20 protein-coding genes are annotated in these 22,559 nt (G+C 45.6%); 12 read left to right on the top strand and 8 right to left on the bottom strand.

Going from position 1 to position 22,559, the window contains the following annotated elements:
- Positions 1 to 6 precede the first annotated feature (6 nt).
- Both RA178_RS20680 and RA178_RS20675 read left to right on the top strand, forming a co-directional pair.
- Positions 7 to 510 (top strand): hypothetical protein, encoded by a 504-nt coding sequence (locus tag RA178_RS20680; protein WP_173248096.1) that lies wholly within the window; start codon positions 7 to 9, stop codon positions 508 to 510.
- A gap of 11 nt (positions 511 to 521) precedes the next feature.
- Positions 522 to 776, top strand: a complete 255-nt coding sequence (locus RA178_RS20675) for a hypothetical protein (protein ID WP_173248094.1) — start codon at positions 522 to 524, stop codon at positions 774 to 776.
- Between the two features lie 28 nt (positions 777 to 804).
- On the opposite strand, the gene RA178_RS20670 is transcribed toward RA178_RS20675, so the two are convergent.
- Entirely contained in the window at positions 805 to 1,437 is a 633-nt protein-coding gene (locus RA178_RS20670; RefSeq protein ID WP_263186314.1) for a TetR/AcrR family transcriptional regulator, read from the bottom strand.
- 235 nt (positions 1,438 to 1,672) lie between these two features.
- Between RA178_RS20670 and RA178_RS20665 the strand changes: the two genes are divergently transcribed.
- The gene (locus tag RA178_RS20665) at positions 1,673 to 2,380 is read left to right on the top strand and encodes a DJ-1/PfpI family protein (protein WP_306683675.1); all 708 of its coding nucleotides are present in this window, start codon (positions 1,673 to 1,675) and stop codon (positions 2,378 to 2,380) included.
- Positions 2,381 to 2,445: 65 nt separating this feature from the next.
- Here RA178_RS20665 and RA178_RS20660 read toward each other — a convergent pair whose 3' ends face one another.
- Positions 2,446 to 4,092, bottom strand: coding sequence for a BamA/TamA family outer membrane protein (locus RA178_RS20660; protein ID WP_306683673.1), 1,647 nt, complete (start codon positions 4,090 to 4,092; stop codon positions 2,446 to 2,448).
- A gap of 191 nt (positions 4,093 to 4,283) precedes the next feature.
- Positions 4,284 to 5,504, bottom strand: coding sequence for a threonine/serine exporter family protein (locus RA178_RS20655; protein WP_263192813.1), 1,221 nt, complete (start codon positions 5,502 to 5,504; stop codon positions 4,284 to 4,286).
- Positions 5,505 to 5,661: 157 nt separating this feature from the next.
- Here RA178_RS20655 and RA178_RS20650 point away from each other — a divergent pair, with 157 nt between their 5' ends.
- From RA178_RS20650 to gntR, 3 genes are all read left to right on the top strand, one after another.
- Positions 5,662 to 6,072, top strand: coding sequence for an MAPEG family protein (locus RA178_RS20650; protein WP_306683670.1), 411 nt, complete (start codon positions 5,662 to 5,664; stop codon positions 6,070 to 6,072).
- A gap of 215 nt (positions 6,073 to 6,287) precedes the next feature.
- On the top strand, positions 6,288 to 8,744 hold the full coding sequence (locus RA178_RS20645) for a YgiQ family radical SAM protein (RefSeq protein ID WP_306683668.1): 2,457 nt from the start codon (positions 6,288 to 6,290) through the stop codon (positions 8,742 to 8,744).
- Between the two features lie 221 nt (positions 8,745 to 8,965).
- Positions 8,966 to 9,964: a gluconate operon transcriptional repressor GntR gene (gene gntR, locus RA178_RS20640; RefSeq protein WP_173496140.1), complete on the top strand. Its 999-nt coding sequence runs from the start codon at positions 8,966 to 8,968 to the stop codon at positions 9,962 to 9,964.
- A 53-nt stretch (positions 9,965 to 10,017) separates the two neighbouring features.
- On the opposite strand, the gene gntU is transcribed toward gntR, so the two are convergent.
- The gene (gntU, locus tag RA178_RS20635) at positions 10,018 to 11,361 is read right to left on the bottom strand and encodes a gluconate transporter (protein WP_105250511.1); all 1,344 of its coding nucleotides are present in this window, start codon (positions 11,359 to 11,361) and stop codon (positions 10,018 to 10,020) included.
- A 70-nt stretch (positions 11,362 to 11,431) separates the two neighbouring features.
- On the opposite strand from gntU, the gene RA178_RS20630 reads away from it, so the two are divergent.
- Positions 11,432 to 12,007: a gluconokinase gene (locus RA178_RS20630; protein WP_217363074.1), complete on the top strand. Its 576-nt coding sequence runs from the start codon at positions 11,432 to 11,434 to the stop codon at positions 12,005 to 12,007.
- 374 nt (positions 12,008 to 12,381) lie between these two features.
- On the opposite strand, the gene RA178_RS20625 is transcribed toward RA178_RS20630, so the two are convergent.
- The 4 genes from RA178_RS20625 to speFL all read right to left on the bottom strand — a co-directional run bounded on the left by RA178_RS20625 (position 12,382) and on the right by speFL (position 17,634).
- Positions 12,382 to 13,536 carry a porin gene (locus tag RA178_RS20625; protein ID WP_287481560.1) on the bottom strand — a complete coding sequence of 385 codons (1,155 nt, stop codon included), beginning with the start codon at positions 13,534 to 13,536 and terminating at the stop codon, positions 12,382 to 12,384.
- Between the two features lie 124 nt (positions 13,537 to 13,660).
- Positions 13,661 to 14,980, bottom strand: a complete 1,320-nt coding sequence (gene potE, locus RA178_RS20620) for a putrescine-ornithine antiporter (RefSeq protein WP_173248076.1) — start codon at positions 14,978 to 14,980, stop codon at positions 13,661 to 13,663.
- 86 nt (positions 14,981 to 15,066) lie between these two features.
- Positions 15,067 to 17,229 (bottom strand): ornithine decarboxylase SpeF, encoded by a 2,163-nt coding sequence (speF, locus tag RA178_RS20615; RefSeq protein WP_105250508.1) that lies wholly within the window; start codon positions 17,227 to 17,229, stop codon positions 15,067 to 15,069.
- 321 nt (positions 17,230 to 17,550) lie between these two features.
- Complete coding sequence (speFL, locus tag RA178_RS22180) at positions 17,551 to 17,634, bottom strand: leader peptide SpeFL (protein WP_224022194.1); 84 nt, start codon at positions 17,632 to 17,634, stop codon at positions 17,551 to 17,553.
- Between the two features lie 503 nt (positions 17,635 to 18,137).
- Here speFL and RA178_RS20610 point away from each other — a divergent pair.
- From RA178_RS20610 to RA178_RS20590, 5 genes are all read left to right on the top strand, one after another.
- Entirely contained in the window at positions 18,138 to 18,680 is a 543-nt protein-coding gene (locus tag RA178_RS20610) for a YbhB/YbcL family Raf kinase inhibitor-like protein (RefSeq protein WP_173248074.1), read from the top strand.
- A 24-nt stretch (positions 18,681 to 18,704) separates the two neighbouring features.
- Positions 18,705 to 19,463, top strand: coding sequence for a helix-turn-helix transcriptional regulator (locus tag RA178_RS20605; protein WP_306683664.1), 759 nt, complete (start codon positions 18,705 to 18,707; stop codon positions 19,461 to 19,463).
- A gap of 49 nt (positions 19,464 to 19,512) precedes the next feature.
- Entirely contained in the window at positions 19,513 to 19,863 is a 351-nt protein-coding gene (locus RA178_RS20600) for a YkvA family protein (RefSeq protein ID WP_168826089.1), read from the top strand.
- Positions 19,864 to 20,056: 193 nt separating this feature from the next.
- The gene (locus RA178_RS20595) at positions 20,057 to 21,454 is read left to right on the top strand and encodes a hypothetical protein (protein WP_105250504.1); all 1,398 of its coding nucleotides are present in this window, start codon (positions 20,057 to 20,059) and stop codon (positions 21,452 to 21,454) included.
- A gap of 2 nt (positions 21,455 to 21,456) precedes the next feature.
- Positions 21,457 to 22,494 (top strand): acyltransferase family protein, encoded by a 1,038-nt coding sequence (locus RA178_RS20590; protein ID WP_105250503.1) that lies wholly within the window; start codon positions 21,457 to 21,459, stop codon positions 22,492 to 22,494.
- Positions 22,495 to 22,559 lie beyond the last annotated feature (65 nt).

Here is a 22,559-nt window from a genome sequence, read left to right as displayed (position 1 = left end):
GGATTTATGCAAAACCGTGCAAGGTCAGAGGCGCCAGAACAAAGGCCCGTCCAGCATAGTGCGCAAACCGCCAAAACTGGGCAGACAGCATCAGCTGCTGCCCAGCATAAAGTTATTGACCAGGCAATGGAGCAACTGGCTGAAATAGCTGTTCTTAGCAGTTCAGTGAAGCAAGCCTATCTCGAGCAGTTGAAGTTGGCTGGGGAAATAGCAACGGCAGAATGGCGGTTAACAGGGCGTAGCCTGATTATTGCTGCGGCTTTAGTCGTCTGTTTTGGTACTGGCATTACGTTATTCTGGGGCAGTATTTTATTGCTGTTGGGCTATATGCTGTTTCAATTGAGCGGTTCGTTATTGGCCACTGTGATCGCTTTGGTGGTGCTACAGTTTGTTTTATTGCTTTGGTGTTGGCGTAGTCTTGGCTATGTGCTGTCACAAACTGGCTTTTCGAAGACTTGGCAGCAATTACAGCTTTTGCTCTCGACTCGAGAGTCGGAATATCAAAAATAGGAGGTGCGAGTATGCTAATTCAACAGTTACTTAAAAAACAGCAGTTGAAGCTGACTGTACTGACGGAACAAGGCCAGTTGCAGCATGATTTATTACTGATGAGGAAACGACAATTAGCGCAAAGCGGTCGTGATTTTATAGGATCGACGCCAGGTTTAATCGTCAGTTTTAGCCTTGGCTGCCTGTTTCAAATGCGCCACAACAGCACTGTAAAACTACTGCGTAGCACCTTTGGTTTGCGTTGGATTACCAAACTCATCGCTTGAGAATGATGTAAATGCTGTGGTTTTTACCTTAATGATTTCCATTGGTGCGGGTATGGGGTTCACTGCTATTAGTTGTCGTCAATGCCGCTACAATCATGCCTCGAGTCAGTAAGTGTAAGTATTTTGCTTGTTGTATAGGGCAAGGTGTGGGACTGGCGATAAGTTGTTGAATTTGGCTTAAATAAAGAGCTGCTATGCTATGGGCTAATGTGTAGCTTGGAATAATAAATTCGTCAGTGTTGAAGGTGTTGATCAATTTATTTTCGATATGTTGCACAAGTTTAGTTTGTAATTGTTTAGTTGCTGCATCGAGGTCGCTACCTAGTCTAAATGACATGGAACGGCGAAACATGCTGTTTCGGCTAAAAGTAATAAGCAGTTTTTCCAATGAGGGTGGTGTGTTGGTTGAAAGCCAGTCTTCGGTTGACTGAAGATCTGCGAATATATCTTCAAAAATATTTTGATGTAGTGCAATAAGAATATCCAACTTGCGTTTGAAGTAGCGATAAAACGTCGTGCGCCCGACATCGGCTTTGTGCGCAATATCTGCCACTGCAATATCACGATAATCTTGTTGTTTAAGCATTTCCTTGAAAACGTGGAGAACCTTGAGCATCGCTCGCGGGCTTTGTTTTATGCGCATGTGGGGCTTGGTGTGCATACTGGATTTTGCTCCAAATTCAATTCAGGCGTTTGATTATACATTAGCCTCAATGGCTCTTGTGTTGTGATTTTTGCTTAAGTGGAACAGATAGGCTCAGGTGTGCCATTTGAAACATTCGGGCGAGTTTGTGCCTGATGGTTAGGAATAATGGGCTTTATAGTGACGGTCATAGGGTTAACTGCAACGACAGTGTTTCCTAAAATATGAAATTGTCACTACCGATGGAGAATCTATGATGAGTGAAAATATTGAAGCGGCTCAAAGTGATCAAACAAATAATCCAATCAAGCACAAATTAAGAGTAGGTATTTTCCTTTATCCCGGCATGACGATGCTCGATGCCTATGGGCCACTACAGTTTTTAGCCTTTGTGTCATCATTTGAAACCTTCACTTTTGCGAAAACCAGCACGCTATTACCCTGTGATGCGGGCGTTAACTTACAGCCTAATTACGATTTCGATAATTGTCCGCCGATAGATATCCTTTTAGTGCCTGGGAGCGCAAATCCTTTGACGCAAATACAGGATGAGAAAGTCATTTCTTTCTTAAAACGCAAGGGGGAGCAAGCGCAATACATTACATCTGTATGCACTGGTGCCTTGATTCTTGCGGCAACAGGTTTACTTAATGGTTATCGCACGACCACTCACTGGGCTTATGCTTCAGTGTTGGCACAATATCCTCAAATTACCTTTGAAAATAAACGTATTGTGATTGACCGTAATAGGATCAGTGGCGGCGGTATTACTGCAGGGCTCGATTTTGCTTTGGCACTCATTGCCAATATAGAGGGTGAACAACAGGCTAAAACACTGCAGTTATTGTTTGAATATGCTCCTAAACCTCCCTTTAATTGTGGTTCTCCCTTATTGGCAGACGCTTCTTTGGTACAGAGGGTTGAGCAGGAGGTTAGGCAGATAGCGTCAGGATTATTTTAGGCCACAAGGCGTCAAGGATTGTCTTAAAAAGTACATAGTTCATACGATTATTATGTACCTTAGGTTTAAAAACTGCTTTTCACTAGGAATCGCCATTCCCAGCTGTTTACTGACTCGCCGCCCGTATAAGGGAGTGAAAAATCAATATGGGCTACGTTGCCATAGCTGGATCGAGAGGAATAAATCCGCGCGCCTATGCCTATGCTACCCAGTGGACCGCTGACTTCGTTATTCTCGGCGAGTTGACCGCCGGAAGCTTGACCCAGATCGGCAAAGACTGCCCAGCCTAATTCAGCCAGTTGGTATAAGTTGATATTGGGGTAATTGCGTATCTCGGCGGTCAGTAACCACTGATTATCCCCTTGTTGGTATTCGTTTGGATAACCGCGCACGCCAGTTTCATCCCCTAATCCTTTTGTTAGATCCAGATAAGTGTTCTGTGAAAGGCTAGCCCAAGCTTTGCCATAAGCCGTCCACTTAGGATGAATTTGATAGAAGTATTCGGCTTGAACATCGACCTTATAAGTATCTTTTTGAGTGGTGCCGATAGTGCTTGTTCCCCCCATTTCTAACAGCCACAGTTGATCGTCAAACTTATACCCGCCAGTACTTTGCCAGTTAACGTGGTAGCCTAAGGGATTGTTATCACCTATATCATTGGTTTCTATGCCGAATTGTACATAGTGATGCCAACCTAAGTTAAAGTCTTCATTGTTGGTGATCAGGTGAACATTATTCAGTACGTGGAAATCATCTTCGATAAACTCGTACGCGACCCAAGGGTACATAAAGTCCCTGTCTTGAGGGAGCATGGACGTAGGATAGCGCTCAGAATGGGCAAACTCGTGCTTGTCTTGGGTGACACCAGTAATAAAGCGAGAAAGGTGCTGACTGTTTTTATTAATTAACCAGCCATATTGCAGATTGAGATAGTCGACTGTGTGTGTGAACTCATTCACCTCTTGCCCATTTTGTCTGAGGGTATCTGTACGGTTATCGTCTAAAAACTCCGCCGAATACATGGTACTTGTATTGAGGGAATAGAAGGGCTTACTCACATAAACGTGTTTAGCTTGGCCGTCGCTATTGTCGTAGAACTCAGCGGCAACTGTGCCGTGCTCAATAATGCTGAGCGGCGCTTCGAAAGCAAATTTATAGCCATTCCGGGATTCATTAGATTGATATTTAAGTCGAGTGCGGATCCCCGTTCCAAGCAAGTTGTCTTCTTTGAGCCCGAAGGAGTAACGGGTGTCGCCACCTGAACTACTCAAACTCGCTGTCGGTAATAATGACCAATTATCCCAGGTCTCCACCACCACGGACTCAACGGATGGATCGACATCGGCTTGGGGATCTTTTTCTGCGACATAAATTTTGGCGTCGCGAATGTAGGGTACTGCGCGTAACAGGCGTTGGGACTCGTCGAGATCTTTCTGGGTGACAGTATCATTTTCGCTGAAAGTTAAATTATCGAGAACCACATATTCTTTGGTATTGATATGCAGGGCGTTAGCCCAGCGGTGAATGAAAAAAGCATCGGGATCTGACTCATCAAAAATGGGGTTGTTGACCACCACAATCTTGCTGACTTTTTGTTTTGTTTGATCTTTGTTTGCGGGATCGGCGAGCTTAGCCTCTTCTGCTTGGGCAACTCTGATTAGGTTGCCAACACAACAAGATAGGATGCATGCATACTGAAAAAATTTCTGCATAAAAGGCCACTCCCATGAAATCGACGACTGCAGCGAAAACAATTTCACGTTGCAATTCACAATTTAATAACACATGGAAAACGAGTGTTAGTCAAGGAAACATTTTAATAAGTTTCTTATTTTACTTAAGGTTAGCTTAAGATTATCTTGAGGTGGCGGCTGGGCGCGGGCTCCAGCCGGATTAGCGATTGTTACAGTGTACGCCTAGGTGGGACTGCGACGTTAGCAAAGATGAGCCCCGCAATTAGCGACATAAAAATCAAAAAGATTTGCGAGCCTATGTGCGACTGATTGAGCATGGTCTCACCTGAGATCAGTGCATTGAGTCCGATATAGGTTTTACTGCCGGGGACTAAGATCACTATTCCCTGCAACAAGGCGATGGAGGCAGGCGCCTTCATCCAGCGGGCGAAGAGGTTAGAATAAATTCCTACTGCCAAGGCACCAAAGAAGATCCCCACCGAATCACCAAAATAATGTCCGCCGAGCATGGCTGAGAAAAACGCCACTATCCCAGCCAATACGCCCCAAGGCGAATCTTGCATCCTTGCTTTGAAGATAAAAACCAGCGCCATAGATAGAATCGGAACCGCCGACCATATCGCCCAGCGAGGTAAACCTTCAGGTTCTATGTGAATCGCTTCGCCGAATATAGCTTTACCGATTGCCATGCCGAGCACTGCGCCAAAGTACAGCTTAAATAATTGCATGCTCGCATCCATGATGCGCGCCGTGCCAGAAATTAAATCCCGTGCGGCGAGTTCAGCTAAACCTAAGGTTAAGGCTAAGCCGGGAATAAAAATAATAATGGAGGAGAGGATTACTACTGGGATATTAATATTTGGATCGATACGCGCTATGCCACAGGCTGCGATGGCGCAAAGGATAGTGGCGAAGGGTTCGAGCACTTCGGCCATGCGGGCCGAGCGTTCGGCACGGTATACCAAGCCATAGACGAATAAGCCTAATAATCCTGACCAAAATACATCGTTCCAACCCGTGCCCATCAGCATAGCGAAAGCGGCGGCAGAAGTTCCAAAAGAAAAGCAAGTTAATACAGGGCCATAGGGATTGGGTTTATTGGCAATTTCTTCTAAGCGATCTAATGCCTCGGCCAAAGTACGTTTACCCGAGGTTAACTCATCGACCAATTCATCGGTACGGGCGAGTGAGCCTAAATCGAGTTCACCGGGCTTAACTCGAGCGGCATGGTTATATTCTTGATCGGTATCATGTTGCAAAACGAAGGTCATCGACGTCGGAGAAATAAGGAAATAGCCTTCGATACCTAAGGTGCGAGCAACGGTTTGTAAGTGGGTTTCTAGACGATAAGCGGGTGTGCCAAACTTATGCAAGGCTTTGCCTAGCTTTATGATAAATCTGCGTTTTTCGATAAACTCGTCGTTATCCAATCGGGGTATTCACTGTATAAAAAGTTGTAGGGAATGACGCGCGCATATTAACCTATCTTGTCTATAAAAGGTTAATGGCTTTTAACCTTAATACAAATAAATTGCTGATTTTTTGCAGCTCGGGCTATAGTCAGCTTTTTGATAAGGGGAAATAGGCATGTCTTTGATGGTAACGGGTCTTTACGCTAGCCTCACAGGGCTATTAATTGTCGCTTTGGCTTATCGAGTAGTGAAATTAAGGCGAGGTCAGAAAATCGGCCTAGGGGATGGTGGTAACAGCGCCTTAGCTTTGGCTAATCGAGTGCATGTTAACCTGATCGAAAATGCGCCTATCGTATTGATTTTAATGCTGGTGGCCGAAGCGGGTGGCTTGCCTGCATTTTATTTACACTGTTTTGGGACTGTGTGGATAGTGGCGCGCTTACTCCATGCTATTGGCTTAACTCAAGGCCAAGGTGGTTACCATTTTGGTCGTTTTTGGGGCGTATTGCTCACTTGGATAGTGATTATCAGTTTGGCGCTGGTGAATTTGCTGCATTTTGCTCAAGGTTTAGGAAAGGGTCTCTAGGCTCGCAGGTTTGGGCGGTCAAGTCCGCCCTAAGCCATATCCATAGCGGATTTAGGGGTATTACGCTTCTGGCTCAAATCCCCCTGAAAATGCCTCGAGTGGTGTTTTTTTAATCGCATCGATCCTCCATTCCCTGCTATACTCCGCGTCCCTAAATTGGCGTAACTTATTTTCGTGGCGCCTTTATTCGACATTACGTTTTCGGGTCACAATCCATGCAAGTTGAATCCACACTCTTTAGTCATCCCAAGTATTGGGCCACGGGCGACAGCACTGCGCCTTTCTTACCTATGTCTCGCAAGGAGATGGATAAGCTTGGTTGGGATAGCTGTGACATCATCATAGTCACAGGCGACGCTTATGTGGATCACCCAAGCTTTGGCATGGCGGTGATCGGCCGTATGTTAGAGGCTCAGGGTTACCGAGTTGGGATTATTTCCCAGCCAGATTGGTCGAGCAAAGAAGCCTTTATGCAATTGGGCCGCCCGAATCTGTTTTTTGGCGTCACCGCCGGTAACATGGATTCGATGATCAACCGTTACACCGCCGACCGTCGTTTACGTTCTGACGATGCTTATACCGCGGGTGATATTGGCGGCAAGCGCCCAGATCGCGCCGTGACTGTGTACACCCAGCGTTGTAAAGAAGCCTTTAAAGATGTGCCTGTGATTATTGGTGGTATCGAAGCCAGTTTGCGCCGCATCGCCCATTACGATTATTGGTCGGATAAAGTACGTCGTAGTGTGATTTTCGATGCTAAGGCCGACATTCTGATGTACGGCAACGCCGAGCGTCCTTTAGTTGAAGTGGCACGCCGCTTAGCTGCCGGCGAACCCATTAGCTCGCTGCACGATGTGCGCGGCACAGCCGTTATCCGTAAAGAGCCGCTGCCCGAATGGCGCGGTATGGACTCGCGCAAGATTGACCAATTGCACAAGATAGAGCCGCTGCCGAATCCTTACGGCGCCGATGATGTGGGTTGTGCTAACTTGTCTGGCCCGTCGGATGTGAAGATATTCGATAACGAAGCCCCTAAGCCAATTAGCGTTCAGCCGCCTAAACCTAAGCCATGGGATAAAACCTATGTGCTGCTGCCAGCGTTTGAAAAAGTCTCTGAAGACAAATATTTATATGCCCATGCTTCACGAATTTTGCACCAAGAGCAAAACCCAGGTTGTGCCCGTGCGTTATTTCAACCCCATGGCGACCGCGCCGTTTGGGTGAATCCGCCCGCATGGCCGCTCAATACCGATGAGATGGATGCGGTATTCGATTTACCCTATCAGCGTATTCCTCATCCGATTTACGGCAAGGAAAAAATCCCTGCCTATGACATGATCAAGACGTCAATCAACATCATGCGTGGTTGCTTTGGTGGCTGTTCTTTCTGCTCGATTACCGAGCATGAGGGCAGAATCATTCAGAGTCGTTCACAAGAGTCGATTGTTAAAGAAATCAAAGATATTCAGGATAAAGTGCCAGGCTTTACTGGGGTGATTTCCGATTTAGGCGGCCCAACCGCCAACATGTATCGTTTAGGTTGTACCAGCGAAAAGGCTGAAAAAACCTGTCGTCGTTTATCCTGCGTGTTCCCATCGATTTGCGGCCACTTAGGCACAGATCATAAACACACTATCGACCTATATCGTGCGGCACGTGCCGTACCTGGCATCAAGAAAGTATTGATTGCCTCTGGCGTGCGTTACGACTTGGCGATCGAAGATCCGGCTTATGTTAAAGAGTTAGTGCAGCACCATGTGGGCGGCTACTTAAAAATCGCCCCTGAGCATACCGAAGAAGGTCCGCTCAGTAAGATGATGAAGCCCGGCATGGGCGCCTACGATAAGTTTAAAGAATTGTTCGACAAGTTTTCTAAGGAAGCGGGCAAAGAGCAGTTCCTGATCCCTTACTTTATTTCGGCGCATCCAGGCACGACCGACGAAGACATGGTGAACTTAGCGCTGTGGTTGAAGGAGCGTAAGTTCAAGCTCGACCAAGTACAGAACTTTTATCCGTCACCGATGGCGAATGCGACCACAATTTATCATACCGAGTTGAACTCGCTGAAAAACGTCAAGCACACCAGCGAAGTGGTATCTGTGCCGAAGAAAGGGCGTCAACGTCGCTTGCACAAGGCATTGCTGCGTTATCACGATCCTGCAGGTTGGCCATTGATCCGTGAAGGCTTAACTGCCATGGGGCGTGAAGACTTGATCGGTAATAGTCCGCATCAGTTAGTTCCGCCAGAAGGTCGAAATGAACGCGGACCTAAGTGGATGAAAGATGCCAACCAAGGCCAAAAAGCCTTTACTCGCTTCTCGGGCAATCAGTTTGATGACCGCAAGGGCGATGGCAAATCTAAAGGTGCGGCGAAAGGCGGCGCGCAAGCTCAGGCTGGTACTGAATCAAAACCTGCCAGCAAAGGTGGAAAACCAGCAGCGAATGGCGCTAAGCCTGCCAGTTCTAAGCCAGCAGGAGCTAAACCAACTGGCTCTAAACCTAGCGGAGCCCATTCGAGCCGTCCGGGAGCGAAGGCGCCCTTCGGCCAGTCTGGTTTTAAGGCCGGAGGCGCTCAGGCTAAAAGCGGCTCTCAGGCTAAAGGTGGAAGCCCATCAAAAACGGGTGGCAAATCTGCAGGAAAGCCCTCTCAGGGTCGCCAACAGGCTAAGTAACACTTTTCGCCATCACAAATAATGTTTAAAGGCTGCTCCAGATATGGTTTGGAGCGGCCTAGCTAGCATGGTCATTCCGCTAAAATAGTCCTCAACTGGTATCGCTGGGCGAACTATTATAAGATCCCTGTCTGATGTTTATGTCTACTATTTGTTTATATTCGATATTTTAGCTATACATCTTACCCATATCCGCGGTTCGTTAACTAATATTAGATACTATGAATAAAAAACGTAGACCCAGTCTTCAAGACGTTGCCGATCAAGTTGGGGTCACCAAAATGACGGTGAGTCGCTATTTAAAAAATCCAACAAGGGTGGCGCAAAGCACTCAAGAGAAGATTGCTGTCGCACTAGAAACCTTAGGTTATATTCCTAATCGCGCGCCGGAAATTTTAGCGCAAGCAACCAGCCGCGCTATTGGCGTGTTAGTGCCTTCGTTAACCAACCAAGTATTTGCTGAAGTGCTGCGCGGTATCGAGAATGTGACCGGCAAACGCGGTTATCAAACCATGCTGGCTCACTATGGGTATCAGGCCGAATTAGAAGAAGAGCGGGTGGCATCACTGCTCTCTTACAATATCGATGGCTTACTCTTGTCCGAAAGTTACCACACGCCGCGTACCGTGCGAATGATTGAAACGGCAGGCATTCCGGTCATCGAAATGATGGATAGCGTGTCGCCTTCGATTCAACAGTGTGTGGGTTTCGATAACACAGCGGCCGCATGCGAAATGGTTAAGGCCATGATTGCACAAGGCTATCGCCACATAGCCTACCTAGGCGCGCGCATGGATATTCGCACTCAGCTTAAGATGCGAGGCTACGAGTTAGCGATGCAGCAAGCTCGGCTTACATCTTTGGCGATGACCACAAATGAGGCCTCGTCGTTTTCCTTGGGGGCGTCGTTATTGCAACAAACATTAGCGAAATATCCTTATGTGGATAGTTTTTTCTGCACCAACGATGATTTAGCGGCGGGGGTGATATTTGAGTGTCAAAGACAAGGCATCAAGATCCCTGAACAAATTGGCGTTGCAGGGTTTCATGGCCATGATATTGGCCAATCTATGACGCCAAAATTGGCGAGCATTATTACGCCGAGAAAAGAGATTGGTCGAATTGCTGCTACTGAGCTATTAGACAGGTTAAATGGCAAAGAGATAGCAGAATCGGTTATCGACCTGGGCTATCGTATTGATTTAGGGGAAACACTGTAGACTTCCCCTCGTTCTTTCGCTTAACGACTTATGTTTGTCATCACAGGTTATCGTTAGAGAAACGCAGAGATGATGACTGCAACTATGCCGCCCGTCGTGCCGATAATGGTCTCCATTACAGTCCAAGTTTGCAGTGTTTGTTTTTCTGATAATCCAAGAAAACGGTTAGCGAGCCAGAAGCCTGAATCATTGACGTGCGAGAGCACAATCGAACCACCGCCAATGGCAATCGTAATTGCCGCCAATTGAGCCCCATCTAAGTTTAGTGGTTCAAGTATTGGGATGATAAGGCCGCAAGCCGTTAACATGGCCACGGTGGCCGACCCTTGGATCACGCGCACCGACGCCGACAAAATAAATGCCAGTATTACAATCGGTAATCCCGAACCTGCCAACATATTCCCCAATGCATCGCCGACACCCGAATCGATCAACACTTGCTTAAACACGCCGCCAGCACCGGTGACGAGAATAATGATCCCAGCAGGTTGTAACGCACTGCTACAGATTTCCATGATGCGCTCATTGGGAATATTGCGTCTCACGCCCAGTACATAGAATGCGATTAAACAGGCTAGCAAAATGGCGGTGAAGGGATGACCTATCAAGGCGAGCCAATTATGCAGATCGGATTTTTCATCAATAAAGCGTGACACCACTGTCTTTAAACCGATAAGCAGCAGTGGGAACACCACAATACTGATTGATAGCGCGAATGAGGGGATCGGTCCGCCTTCTCGTTCACCTTTTTCCTGCTGCTCGTGGGCAGGCAGCTCAACATGGACTTTTTGGGAGATGAGGCTGGCAAAGAGCGGGCCGCCTAGAATCATAGCCGGAATCGATGCCAATAAACCGAAGACTATCATGTAGCCAAAGTCGGCATTGAGCTGGGAAGCAACCAAAATAGGCCCTGGTGCAGGGATGAGAAATGCCTGACAAGTGGCAATACCCGCGAGCAGTGAAATACCAATTTTAACGACACTGCCGCCCCCTTTACGAACCACGGCAAAGGCGATGCCAATCAGCAGTACCACAGCAACATCGAAGAAGAGGGGGAGTGCACAGATAAAGCCTGTAAAGGTCATGGCCCAGTGAGCTTTGTCGTTACCAAATTTATTCAGCAGTGTATGGGCTATCTGATCTAGCGCGCCAGTCTCTTCCATTACCCGGCCAAACATGGCTCCCAAAGCGACCACTACCGCCACAAAGCCCAGTGTTCCCCCCATACCTTGTTGAATCGTATTGGTAATATCAGCTGGGTTCATACCAGAGAAAAGGCCAGCAATGATCGACACCAGTATCAGTGATACTACTGCATGTAATCTCACTTTCATCACTAAGAACAGTAGCAGGGCAATTGAACCCAGTGCTGTCAGAATCAATGACATATCAGACATAAGAGGACTTTTCCTTGTTAGTTAAGTTGTCCACATTTTTGTAGGTTACCGGTAACATGTTACCCGTAATATGATAGAGTGGGAAGTGACTAAATTCGAGAATTGGCATGAGGTTAACAAAGTGACTGAGAGAAAAAAAGGTAATAGCTATGTGTTCATGGGCGTCTCTAGTTGTGGCAAATCTTCGATTGGTGCCGCGGTAGCAAAGGCGTTAGAGACGAAATTTATTGATGGTGATGATCTGCATCCTAGAGCCAATATTATCAAGATGAAATCTGGCTCACCGCTCAACGATAGCGATCGTGCTCCTTGGCTTGAGCGCATCAACGATGCTGTGTATAGCATTGAGCAAAAGGGTGAAGAGGGGGTTATTGTCTGCTCTGCACTGCGTCGCCAGTATCGTGACTTAATCCGTCAGAACAATAGCAAGCTGGTGTTCATTCATCTATACGGAGATTTTGAATTAGTCAAAACACGCATGTTTGCCAGAACAGCCCACTTCATGCCGATTGAGCTACTCAAGAGTCAGTTCGACACGCTGGAAATGCCCGCGAATGATGAAGCTGACGTTATCCAAGTGAGCATAGACGGCACTTTCGAAGAAGTCGTACAACGCTGTATTAATGCGATAAATGGCGAAGGGTAAGGTCAACGTTGGCCATTGAAGTCAAGCGCAAAGTCGTAATGCACATCAGCTTAAACCGCTCAATTTTTTAGAAAAAAAGCCACTCCAGAAACTAACTTGGAGTGGCGTAGAGATAATGGTAAGCCAGCGGTACCATCCAATGAGCGTTACGGCGAGCGTTTGTAGACGGAACGTGCGCCGCACCTCAGCCTCAAATAAGCTCACGCATATGAGCGATGACGCGAGCTGCCTATCCTGCTAAACATGATTTAACTCAACATGTGATTAGAACTGTCACTGAAGACTGTTACTCAAAATCGTCCTGCTTCATGCGACTAAGCAATGCCAAAGTAGAATGAGCGCTTTAGCAACCTTGGTTAATATCCCCTTGAGCCTTAAAAGAAGTAATTAATCCCGACTGCGAAGCTGTTGTCTTCCTGTGCTTCAAGTGCAGGATCATCCATATCACTGAAATCTAGCTTCATCTCGGCAAACATCACAGTGTCGTTACTGTAGCGATAATGCAGTCCCAGCATGGCAAATTGGCGAGTCCATTGACCTTGGATAGGCGTAGTTGCATCTGTGTCTAAATCTAAATAACTGAGTACAACCATGGGCACAAAACCGTTGTCGAATTGATAGGCCGTCATCAACTCGGCACCAGTGGCGTCGTAGAGATCGCCGTTGACCAGTTCATTATTTTTACTTTGGTGAGCGTTAAAACCCACATAAAGACCGCTGGCTTCGCGTCCTTCGGCATAGTGGTAGTAGTCACCATACATGGCACCAATACCGATGATTTCATTGGTTTCATCGACTTGGGTATTACCTAAGTGGCCTTCAAAATCACCGCGGTTAAAGCCTGCGAGTAGCTTGAATTTGTCGGTTGCCGCATAAGTGATACTGGCGCCGTAGCTGCTGTCAAAACTCAGTTCTGAGTTGGTCATCTCGCTACCGTCATCGTTCTTTAGGCTGACATCACCATTGGTTTTGGCGGCATATTGCAGGGCGATTTGTACTGGGCCTAAATTATTACGGTAAATGAAGGCGGAATCGGCACGGCCTGTACCTGTGAGGCTGCCATCACCGAAGGTGTAAGCGCCAACGCTGTAACCTGCAAATACGTTCGGTAAATCTGTAGTGCCTGCGACATCGTAGTAGGCGCCCCATTGTTTACCGAAACTCAGGTTGCCCCATGTATCATGGGACATGCCAACATAACCTAAGCGGTTATAGAGAAAATCATCGGTTTTTTCGGCGGCGAGTTTGCCCCCTTGCATCACTAGCCCATCGTCGCTGGAGACCATGTTGATCCCCCATTCTGTGGTAGCGAAAGCGGTCCAGCCATTTTTCTCGCTGCGCTCGAAGCTGAATCTTAGGCGTGACGAGTCGTCGATAACTGAAGTATCGTGGCTGTCATTTAATGCTGCAAACCCTAACCAACCCGTTAAATCTAAGGTGTTTTTTTGATCTTTATAGAGTTCAACCGCCTGACTGCTGGTGGCCGTTAATAGCATAGGTAACACTAAAGCGAGACAAGTCTTATTCATAAATCCCCCGATAATGAGCAAGTATTCTCCAGGGGATCATAGGCTTGGCCTATGATCCCAGAGTTATCGTTAGTCTTGATGTGGATGTTGGTATTAATTGTTTCCGATCATGCGTTAGCCGTATTTAGGCTGGACGTGTGTCGGCAACAGGCGCTTGGTTTGAGATTACGCCGAAAATAGTCCAACCGAAGAAGGTGGCTATGGCGCCAAGCATCACTGCGGTTTCGCCAGAGCTGTACAGAGCATAGAAGCTATACAACGCACCGATTACGGCGATCACGTTGGCAACGCGGGCTTTATTGATAGGCACTTTTTGCTGTCTTTGCATTATGCCAAGCGCGGCCATAGATAAGATATAAGGCACAATGTTGGTGACGACGGCGAGGTTAACGAGTGCTTCGAACTGCTTACTCAGTGATGGGCTAATGGTCATCAGAGATAATACTGTTTGGATCGAGACGATAATAGTCATGCCCCAAATTGGCGCATCGGCTTTACTAACTTTAGAGAATATTTTAGGAAAAAATCCTTCATCAGCAGAGGCTTTAAACACTTGGGCAATAGTGAACTGCCAACCTAAGAGTGATCCAGTACAGGAGATAATGGCGCAGGCCATCACGATTTTACCGACTACTGGATTAAACATTTGTGCAAAGGCTAAACCGAATGGCGCATTCGACATGGCAAGCTCGGCATTTGGCACAATACCGGCAATGACGTTAGTGGAAACGATATAAATCACTGCTGCACCTAAGGTACCGCCCATAACGGCGATAGGTACGTTTTTTTCTGGGTTATCGACGGCTTCTGAGTTTGCACAGGCCGATTCTAAACCGAGGAACGCCCACAAAGTCATAGCGATAGAACCGCCTAACGCTTTGAAGAATGGCATATCATGCGGGTTCCATGCGCCTTTATAGAGGTCGATGTCAAACCAGAACCAACCAATTAAAGATACGCCAATCACAGGCAGAATAATCCCCCACACAGTCACGCTACTGACGCGACCCGTGATGCGGGCACCACCGAAGTTAGCAATGGTTGCCAACCAAAGTACGCCAATGGTCGCAAGACAAATTGCCATCGGGCTTAAGTTAACTTCGAGCAACACGGCAGCGTAACCCACGGCAGAGATAGCAATCGCGACGTTGGCGATTAACAGCGAGACGGCATAGGTGTAGTTGGCCATAAAGTTGCCAGAACGGCCGAAGGCATACTCGGCATAACCGCCCATACCACCGGATTTTTTACTAAACATACCGCACTTAGCAAAGGCGAAGGCGAGGGCCGTTGACCCTGCAGCTGTTACTAACCAAGATAAAATGGAGATAGTACCGACTTGAGCTAATTGGGTTGGCAGCATAATAATGCCCGAACCCATCATGTTGACTATGGTGATAATAGTTAATTGGACGACGCCAATTTTATTTTCTGATTTACTCATACTAATAACCTAATTTAGGTGACTTATTATAGGAGGCATGAATTTGACTGCAGAGTGGGGTTAATAAACTCTGCAGTCAGTCTTCATTATTTATTTAGTACATAGCCCATTGCTTGAATTTTGCCGTCTGCGGTATTTTCGAGATAAACACCTTGCAGTTCTGGTGAGAATCCAGGTAATAGGTTGATACCTTCTTCAAGGGCAAGGAAATAACGCTGAACAGAACCGCCCCATATTTCACCTGGCACCATACATAACACGCCTGGTGGGTAAGGGAGCGCGCCTTCTGCTGCAATTCTTCCTTCAATTTGCGAGAGTGGGACTAATTCTACTTTGCCACGAATAAACTCTAGGTTTGCTTCCTGCGGGTCCATCACTTTTGTAGGAAAATGCGCTTTACGGAACATTTCTTTCTGCAGTTGTTTTACGTCATGGCTGACATAAAGATTGTGCATTTCTTGGCAGAGTTGGCGGATAGAATAGTCTTTATAACGGGCTTTATTGGCGTTATAAACGTTAGGTAATACTTCAGATAATGGCGCATCTTCATCGACTAATTTCTCGAAACGAGATATTTGTGATACCAGATGTTGCATCTTGGCCATATCTTCCGCAGGTGTCATCAGGAATAAAATCGAATTCAAGTCGCACTTCTCTGGAATAATATTATTTTCCCGTAAGAAGTTAGCCAGAATAGTCGCTGGAATACCAAATTCGGTATATTTGCCTGTTTCAGCATCTATGCCCGGTGTTGTTAATAAGAACTTACAAGGGTCAACAAAGTATTGGCCTTTTTCATAACCTTCGAAGGAGTGCCATTTCTGACCAGGTTCGAATTCGAAGAAGCGTAAGTCATCGGCCATTTGTTCGGTTTCATAGTCTTGCCATAGGCGGCCATCGATCATTGTTGGCACGAATGGTTTGATATATTTACACTTTTTGAGCAATAGCTTACGTGCTTCGATACCCGCCTTTACCGCTTCGCGCCACAGATAACGACCGCTTGCGCCTTCATGCATTTTCGCATTTACATCTAGCGCCGCAAATAAAGGATAGAAGGGACTGGTAGAGGCATGCATCATAAAGGCGTTGTTGAAGCGTTTATGGTTGCAATATCTATCTTGGCCTTTGATATGTTTATCTTTTTTATGGATTTGCGAGGTTTGTGAGAAACCTGCCTGCTGTTTATGCACCGACTGAGTCACGATAATGCCTGGATCTTCAGCAGTCAGTTCGAGCAAGAGTGGTGAGCAGTCATTCATCATAGGGATGAACTGTTCATAACCCACCCAAGCCGAGTCGAATAAGACGTAGTCACAAAGATGGCCAATTTTATCAATCACTTGTCGAGCATTGTAGATAGTGCCGTCATAGGTGCCGAGTTGGATTATCGCCAAGCGGAACGGGCGTTTTTCATCGGCTCTTTCTGGCGCGACTTCACGAATTTGCTCTCTTAAATAGGACTCTTGGAAACAGTGGGCATCAATGCCACCAATAAATCCGAAGGGATTACGTGCCGTTTCTAAATAAACAGGTGTAGCACCTGCTTGAATTAATGCGCCATGGTGGTTTGATTTGTGGTTATTGCGGTCGAATAACACGAGGTCGCCTTTCGCTAACAGTGCATTAGTCGCGACTTTATTTGATGACGAAGTGCCGTTAAGTACGAAATAGGTTTTATCGGCATTAAAAACTTTGGCAGCGTATTTCTGTGCTTCCAGTGGAGCGCCTTCATGGATCAGTAAATCACCCAGTTTCACGTCGGCATTACACATATCCGCGCGGAAAATTGTTTCGCCAAAAAAGTCGAAGAATTGGCGACCCACAGGGTGTTTACGGAAGAATTGTCCGCCTTGGTGACCAGGACAAGCAAAGGTAGAGTTACCCATTTCGACGTATTTTTTTAACGTACCGAAGAAAGGTGGCAATAGCGCTTGTTCATATTTACTTATTGCAGTCTCAACCTGTTTTCCGTAGAAGTCAGTGTTATCACCGCAGAGTTCAAATACCCCTGTAATCGATGAGCAAACATCATCAGGGAAGGTTTCTTCACAGCAAACTGAAACGAAAATGGGCAGTTTCAATCCGGTGTTTTTAATCTTTTCAACAATACCATTTCTAACATCATCAACAGAGACGACAGCCGCGCCCACATCGCAAAAATCTGTGGTTAATACATTGACAACTTCTCTGTCGATATCGAAACAAGATCTAACAGATAAGCTAGCGGCTACTTTTAATGATTTCATAGTTAATTTCCCTTTTACTTTATAAAAAATAGATACAAGTGTGCCTATACCTAATTAAAAACATTAATGGTATGAAAATTAGATATAGCTATTCCGTGCGCAGATTAAATGTGGTTATGCCAAAGTTACGAAATAAATATAAGTAGAAATATATTTATTGAGCGTATGAATAGCTTAGCCGCAGTAAAACTGCACTGATAAAAGAATGCTTTGATTAAGGTGTTAGATAATAAACCAAATAAAAACAGTACGATAAGTGTTTGCACCTATTAGGGCAATAGCACTTTAGACCTGTTAATTGGCCTACTACCTACGCTAAGGTTAGCGGAGGAAGATAAAGGAGTGATCGAAATAGTCTCGTTGACTAGGCATCATGATATGCCGTGTGCGCCTGATATGCGCCATAATTTTAGATTTCCTCTTCATATACGACTCCATTATGACTTAGAGAAAATGGTTAGGTTTTTATTACGTAATGAAGTTTATATGCGAGTTATAAATAAAATCATGACCTATGTCTTATTTTTAAATAATTAGCACGTCAATTTAACTTAAATTATCAATATTAAATGGAGTCAATCATGCTTAAGTATCTTTATCTAAATTATGAAAGTAAATATTGTCAGCATTATTTAAATAATATTATTTGCATAAAATATCTTATTTCAAATATCTAATCTTAATTTAAAGGCTGCTGTAATCATCATTCTGATTTATACCGCATTCCATATTTGCATTGTTATGCAGATATTTTCGTTACAAAATCATTTTTCTGCTTGAAAAATGCAAAAGTGATAACTTTTTTCTCACATTTGAGCATTTGGGGCAGAAAGTTGTCGTTTTAGGGCAGATGTTATTTTTTTGATTGACGTAAAGTGAGTCAGGTCGAACATGAATAGGAGATAGACATGAATAAAGGGTGGTTAGGGGCGAGTTTAGTGCTTGGGTTATTCGTTGGACAGGCAAGTGCTATGACATTAACGAGCAAAGATATGAGCGAGGGCAATAAACTGACATCGCAATTAGTGTTTAATGGCTTTGGTTGCCAAGGGGAAAATATTTCGCCGCAACTGACTTGGACTGACGTGCCCACAGGAACTAAAGCATTTGCAGTGACAGCTTATGATCCTGATGCACCAACGGGCAGCGGTTGGTGGCACTGGGCCGTATATAACTTACCCTTAGCGCAAACTTCGCTCGCACAAGGTGCGGGCTCGCATGTTGATGCACTGCCCAAAGGCGCCATTGCCTTGAAGAACGATTTTGGTACTACAAATTTTGGTGGCGCATGCCCGCCCCAAGGTCATGGTGTTCACAGGTACGAATTTACTGTGTGGGCATTACCCAGTGCTTTAGAATTGCCAAAGGATGCTAGCCCTGCCTTATTGGGCTTTATGCTCAGGGCACAAGCGCTCGGCAACGCCAAGTTGACTGCGGTATATAATCGATAATCCATTGATAATTAGGCTGGTGTCATGATCCGTATGTTTGAATATGATTCGAAGCAGGCACAATCTTTATCTCAAGTCCCTGTACATCAGCCGTCGATTATTCGGGTTATCTATGGTGAAAAGTCTCTGCTCTGGCAAGATGAATCTGTTTTAGTAGGCCAAGGGCAGTTACTGTTAATTCCTGCTGGTTCGCATATTAGCTTTGTTAATCGACCTTTTCTTGGGCGTTATCGGGCGGTGCAGTTATTACTCCCCCACGATTTACCCCAAGGCATTTTATCAAGCGCTACCGATTGGCGTGACCCTATGCCAGTCCAAAACATATCACGCGCTGTGGACTTAGCTTGGAATGTGCTATTACAGAGTTTGACCTTGTCTCTGGCCGATCCTGTTCAACTACATTATTTGGCCGCGTTACTGTTAAGTTTGCCGGATAAACGCAGTGTGAACTGGTTGTATGGACACACCCAACGCAGCGTGACTCAAGCGGCCTTGGCCTTGATGAGTATGAGTCCTTCGGCGTCATGGCAGCAGGAGGATATTGCCGACAAGTTACACATGAGCACGGCAAGCCTTAGGCGTAAATTGGCCTTAGAAGACACCAGTTTTAGGCAGTTACTGGCAGAAGTGCGGCTTTGTCATGGTTTAGCCATGTTGCAGAATTCGAGCGAGCCAGTATTGCAAGTGGCTTTGGCCTGTGGTTATCAATCTGCGGAAAAGTTTTCCTTACGTTTTAAGCAACAATTTGGCCTGACCCCTGCGGCTTATCGTCGTACACTGTGAAGTGGCATGGGTGTATACCCAAACAACTTTAGGGTACTGGAGAGATATGATGGCGGATGAGCAATTTACTGACAGCGGATTTTGGAACAAGATCAAACTCTTTAGCCGTCAAGCAGGTAGAGAGGTCATCGAGCGGGCACTATGGCTTTATTATGCAGCGCAACAACCCAATACGCCTAAGTGGGCTAAGTCAGTCATCTACGGCGCTTTAGCGTATTTTGTTTTGCCTTTAGATGCGATTCCCGATCTGACTCCTTTAGTTGGCTTTACCGATGATTTAGGTGCCCTTGCCGCTGCCCTGACTATGGTGACCTTATATATCGATGATGAAGTGAAATCCCTTGCGGCGGATAAACTCGCACTGTGGTTTGGAGATAAGCCGAGCGAACCTAAGACTTAAACCTATTGCGAACGCAATTGCCTAAGTGATGCAAAATTGTGCTAAAAATATGATTTCATTAAGAGTCGTTGATTTGGTTTTGACTGAGATTTTCTGGGGTAAAAATATTTTTTTGCAAATGTTTCACTATTGCTTGATTGCGCTATATGCTAGCGCTGTTTTGTAAACCCCTTGTGTTTGTTTAGGCAGATAAATGAAAAATATTATGGTAGTGATCCTATGGCTTTTAGGTGTCTCTGCCGCTACCCCCGCGTTTGCCGATGAGGCCTCTCCGGAACAACTCGCCCGTCTTTACCTCGATTTTATGGCACAGAATAGTCGCCAGAGCGAAGCTTTGTGGCCCGGTTTTCGCCTTGAAGATAAAGTACACCTCTTTAGTTATGGTGGTAATGTCTGGCTTCGACAGCCTGGTGGCGAAATAATCCAAGATAACAGTGTGTTAGAGTCGGTCAATCTGCACTCGGGTCTATCGGTGAGTTTCGGCTTTCCGCAATATAATGGCCAGCCAGGCGTATTGATCCAGCTCGAAGTGCCGAACATCCAATTTACTCGCGACACTAAGCCAACGGATTTAGCTTTTTTAATCTGGGCGAGCAATGGCTTGCATGAAGCCTTCCATTTTTATGCCCAATCCGAATGGCGAGTATTAGAAGACGGTAAGCGTTATGAGGGTGAGGTCTTTCCGCTCAACTTCGATGCTCGCTATTATCGTTTACAGTTATTTGATGCCTTAATGGCGGCGCTGGCACAACCTGAACAACAGTCATTACATCTTAGCTATGCAGCCTATTGGTTGCAGCAATGGCGCCAAATTGCGCCGAATGAAGATCGAGTCGGTTACATCAATGATCTTGTTGAAGGCAGCGCTAAGTACGTGGAATTGGCCGCTGGTGCGCGTGTGTTGAGTCAAAATCAAACTTTACTTGGTTATCAGCAAATACTGACAAAATATGTGTATGACTATTATCAACAGCAGAAGATGTGGGTTGGTTGGACGGCTGAGGCGGCAAATATTGGCGCTCTGGCGGGCATATTGTTGGATAGCACTCAAGACCCTTATGTATGGAAAGAGTCGGTCATGTCGGGTATGTTGCCTGTGGATTTACTACTGAACCGCGTAAAGCCAGTATCCCCGTTAGACAAGAAAGACACTAAACAAAAGAAACAGCTGCAGGAGATGCTAGCGTATTACCCTGCCACTCAAGCAAAACTGTCTCAATTGTTGTTGAATGTGCAGGATCCAAAAGTGCCGTTATTGGTTATGCCGAGCGTGAGCGATAGTAGCAGTTTTATTGATGTGGGTGACGTACGTTCTGGCTTTTATGTAGTGCCCTATCAAGAGGAAATGACTCAAGCTTATTTAGGGATGAGCGCGCAATTTAGTAACTTGTCAGTGAGTGGCAGTCCATTACTCGATGTTCCAGTACAAAATTTTTGTGAGGGCATTGAGGCGGCAACTCTGTTACCTTTAGCATTCCCCTTTCAGCGTGAGGGTCAGTATCTGGTATTCAACGAAGCGGAAGTCCATGGAACTATTAGGGTTTCTGCGAGTGTTGTTGATGGAAGAACCCTCTACTGTGCGATGAATTAATAATGAGAAAAAATCAGCTCGAATTTACCTACATGCGTGGCATTGCGATTATCTTTATCGTGCTTGGCCACAGTATTTACAACTCTGGTGAAGGTTTCCCGCTGTTGCTGGAAAATCTATTGCGTGGTGGCACGGCGTTATTTGTGTTTATCTCGGGATACTTTTTCCATCGCATTTTTTATAAGGATTTCGACTACAGCAAGTTTATGAAGAACAAAGTACAAAACGTACTTTATCCTTTTTTAGTTGTGTCATTGATTGGTCTATTTTGTTTGTGTTTGCGCTGGATATTTATGGAGCATCAGCCGCTCGATAATGTCTTGCTGAGTATTTTTTATACTGTGCGTAACGGTTATATTCTGTATCCGCACTGGTACATTCCCTTCATCATGGCGGTGTTTTTATTCTCGCCGATTTTTTTATGGTTTATCCGTTGCTCGCAGCAGATGCGTTGGACACTATTTGTACTGAGCTGTGTGGTAGCGATTCTATTGCATAGACCTATAGGTAACGTCAATTTCATCCACTCAGTCGTGTATTTTGTACCTTTCTACTTGATTGGTATTTTATATTCGCAAGATGAACATATTGTGACGCGCTTTGGCTCTATTTTCACCGCACTAGCGATGATTTTTTTAGTGGTGAGCTTAGTCGAACAAACTTACATAGTGCAGCATATTGGTAACTATCATAAGGCACCGTTTGATTACAACGGTATCGATTGGCAGTTTATTCAGAAACTTTGTTTATGTGTATTAGTACTGAATTTCTGTGAATGGTTGTCGGGACGAAGTCGTTTGCCTTGGTTAGTCGAAGTCGCTGAGATGAGTTTTGCAATTTTCTTTATTCATCCACTCTTCGATATGCTATTTAACACAGCTGCAACCGTAATGCGTTTCCGCTTTCCACCAGGTTCTGCTGTGACTAGCGTGCTCTTTTCCGCTGGGATTTTCATTTTCATGATGGTAGGCAGTATTATGACGGCTCGCTTTATCAAAAAGCGTCTGGGTAATCGATCGCGTACTTATATCGGCTGGTAATCACTTGGCTTATCATCACTAACACTAGGTGAAATTCAGTTTGAATTTATTTCCTAGTGTTAGGG

It is taken from the genome of Shewanella oncorhynchi, from assembly GCF_030848765.1.
GTDB lineage: Bacteria > Pseudomonadota > Gammaproteobacteria > Enterobacterales > Shewanellaceae > Shewanella > Shewanella oncorhynchi.
The sequence above is the reverse complement of the archived record's forward strand: the minus strand, read 5'-3'. Positions and strand labels throughout refer to the sequence as shown.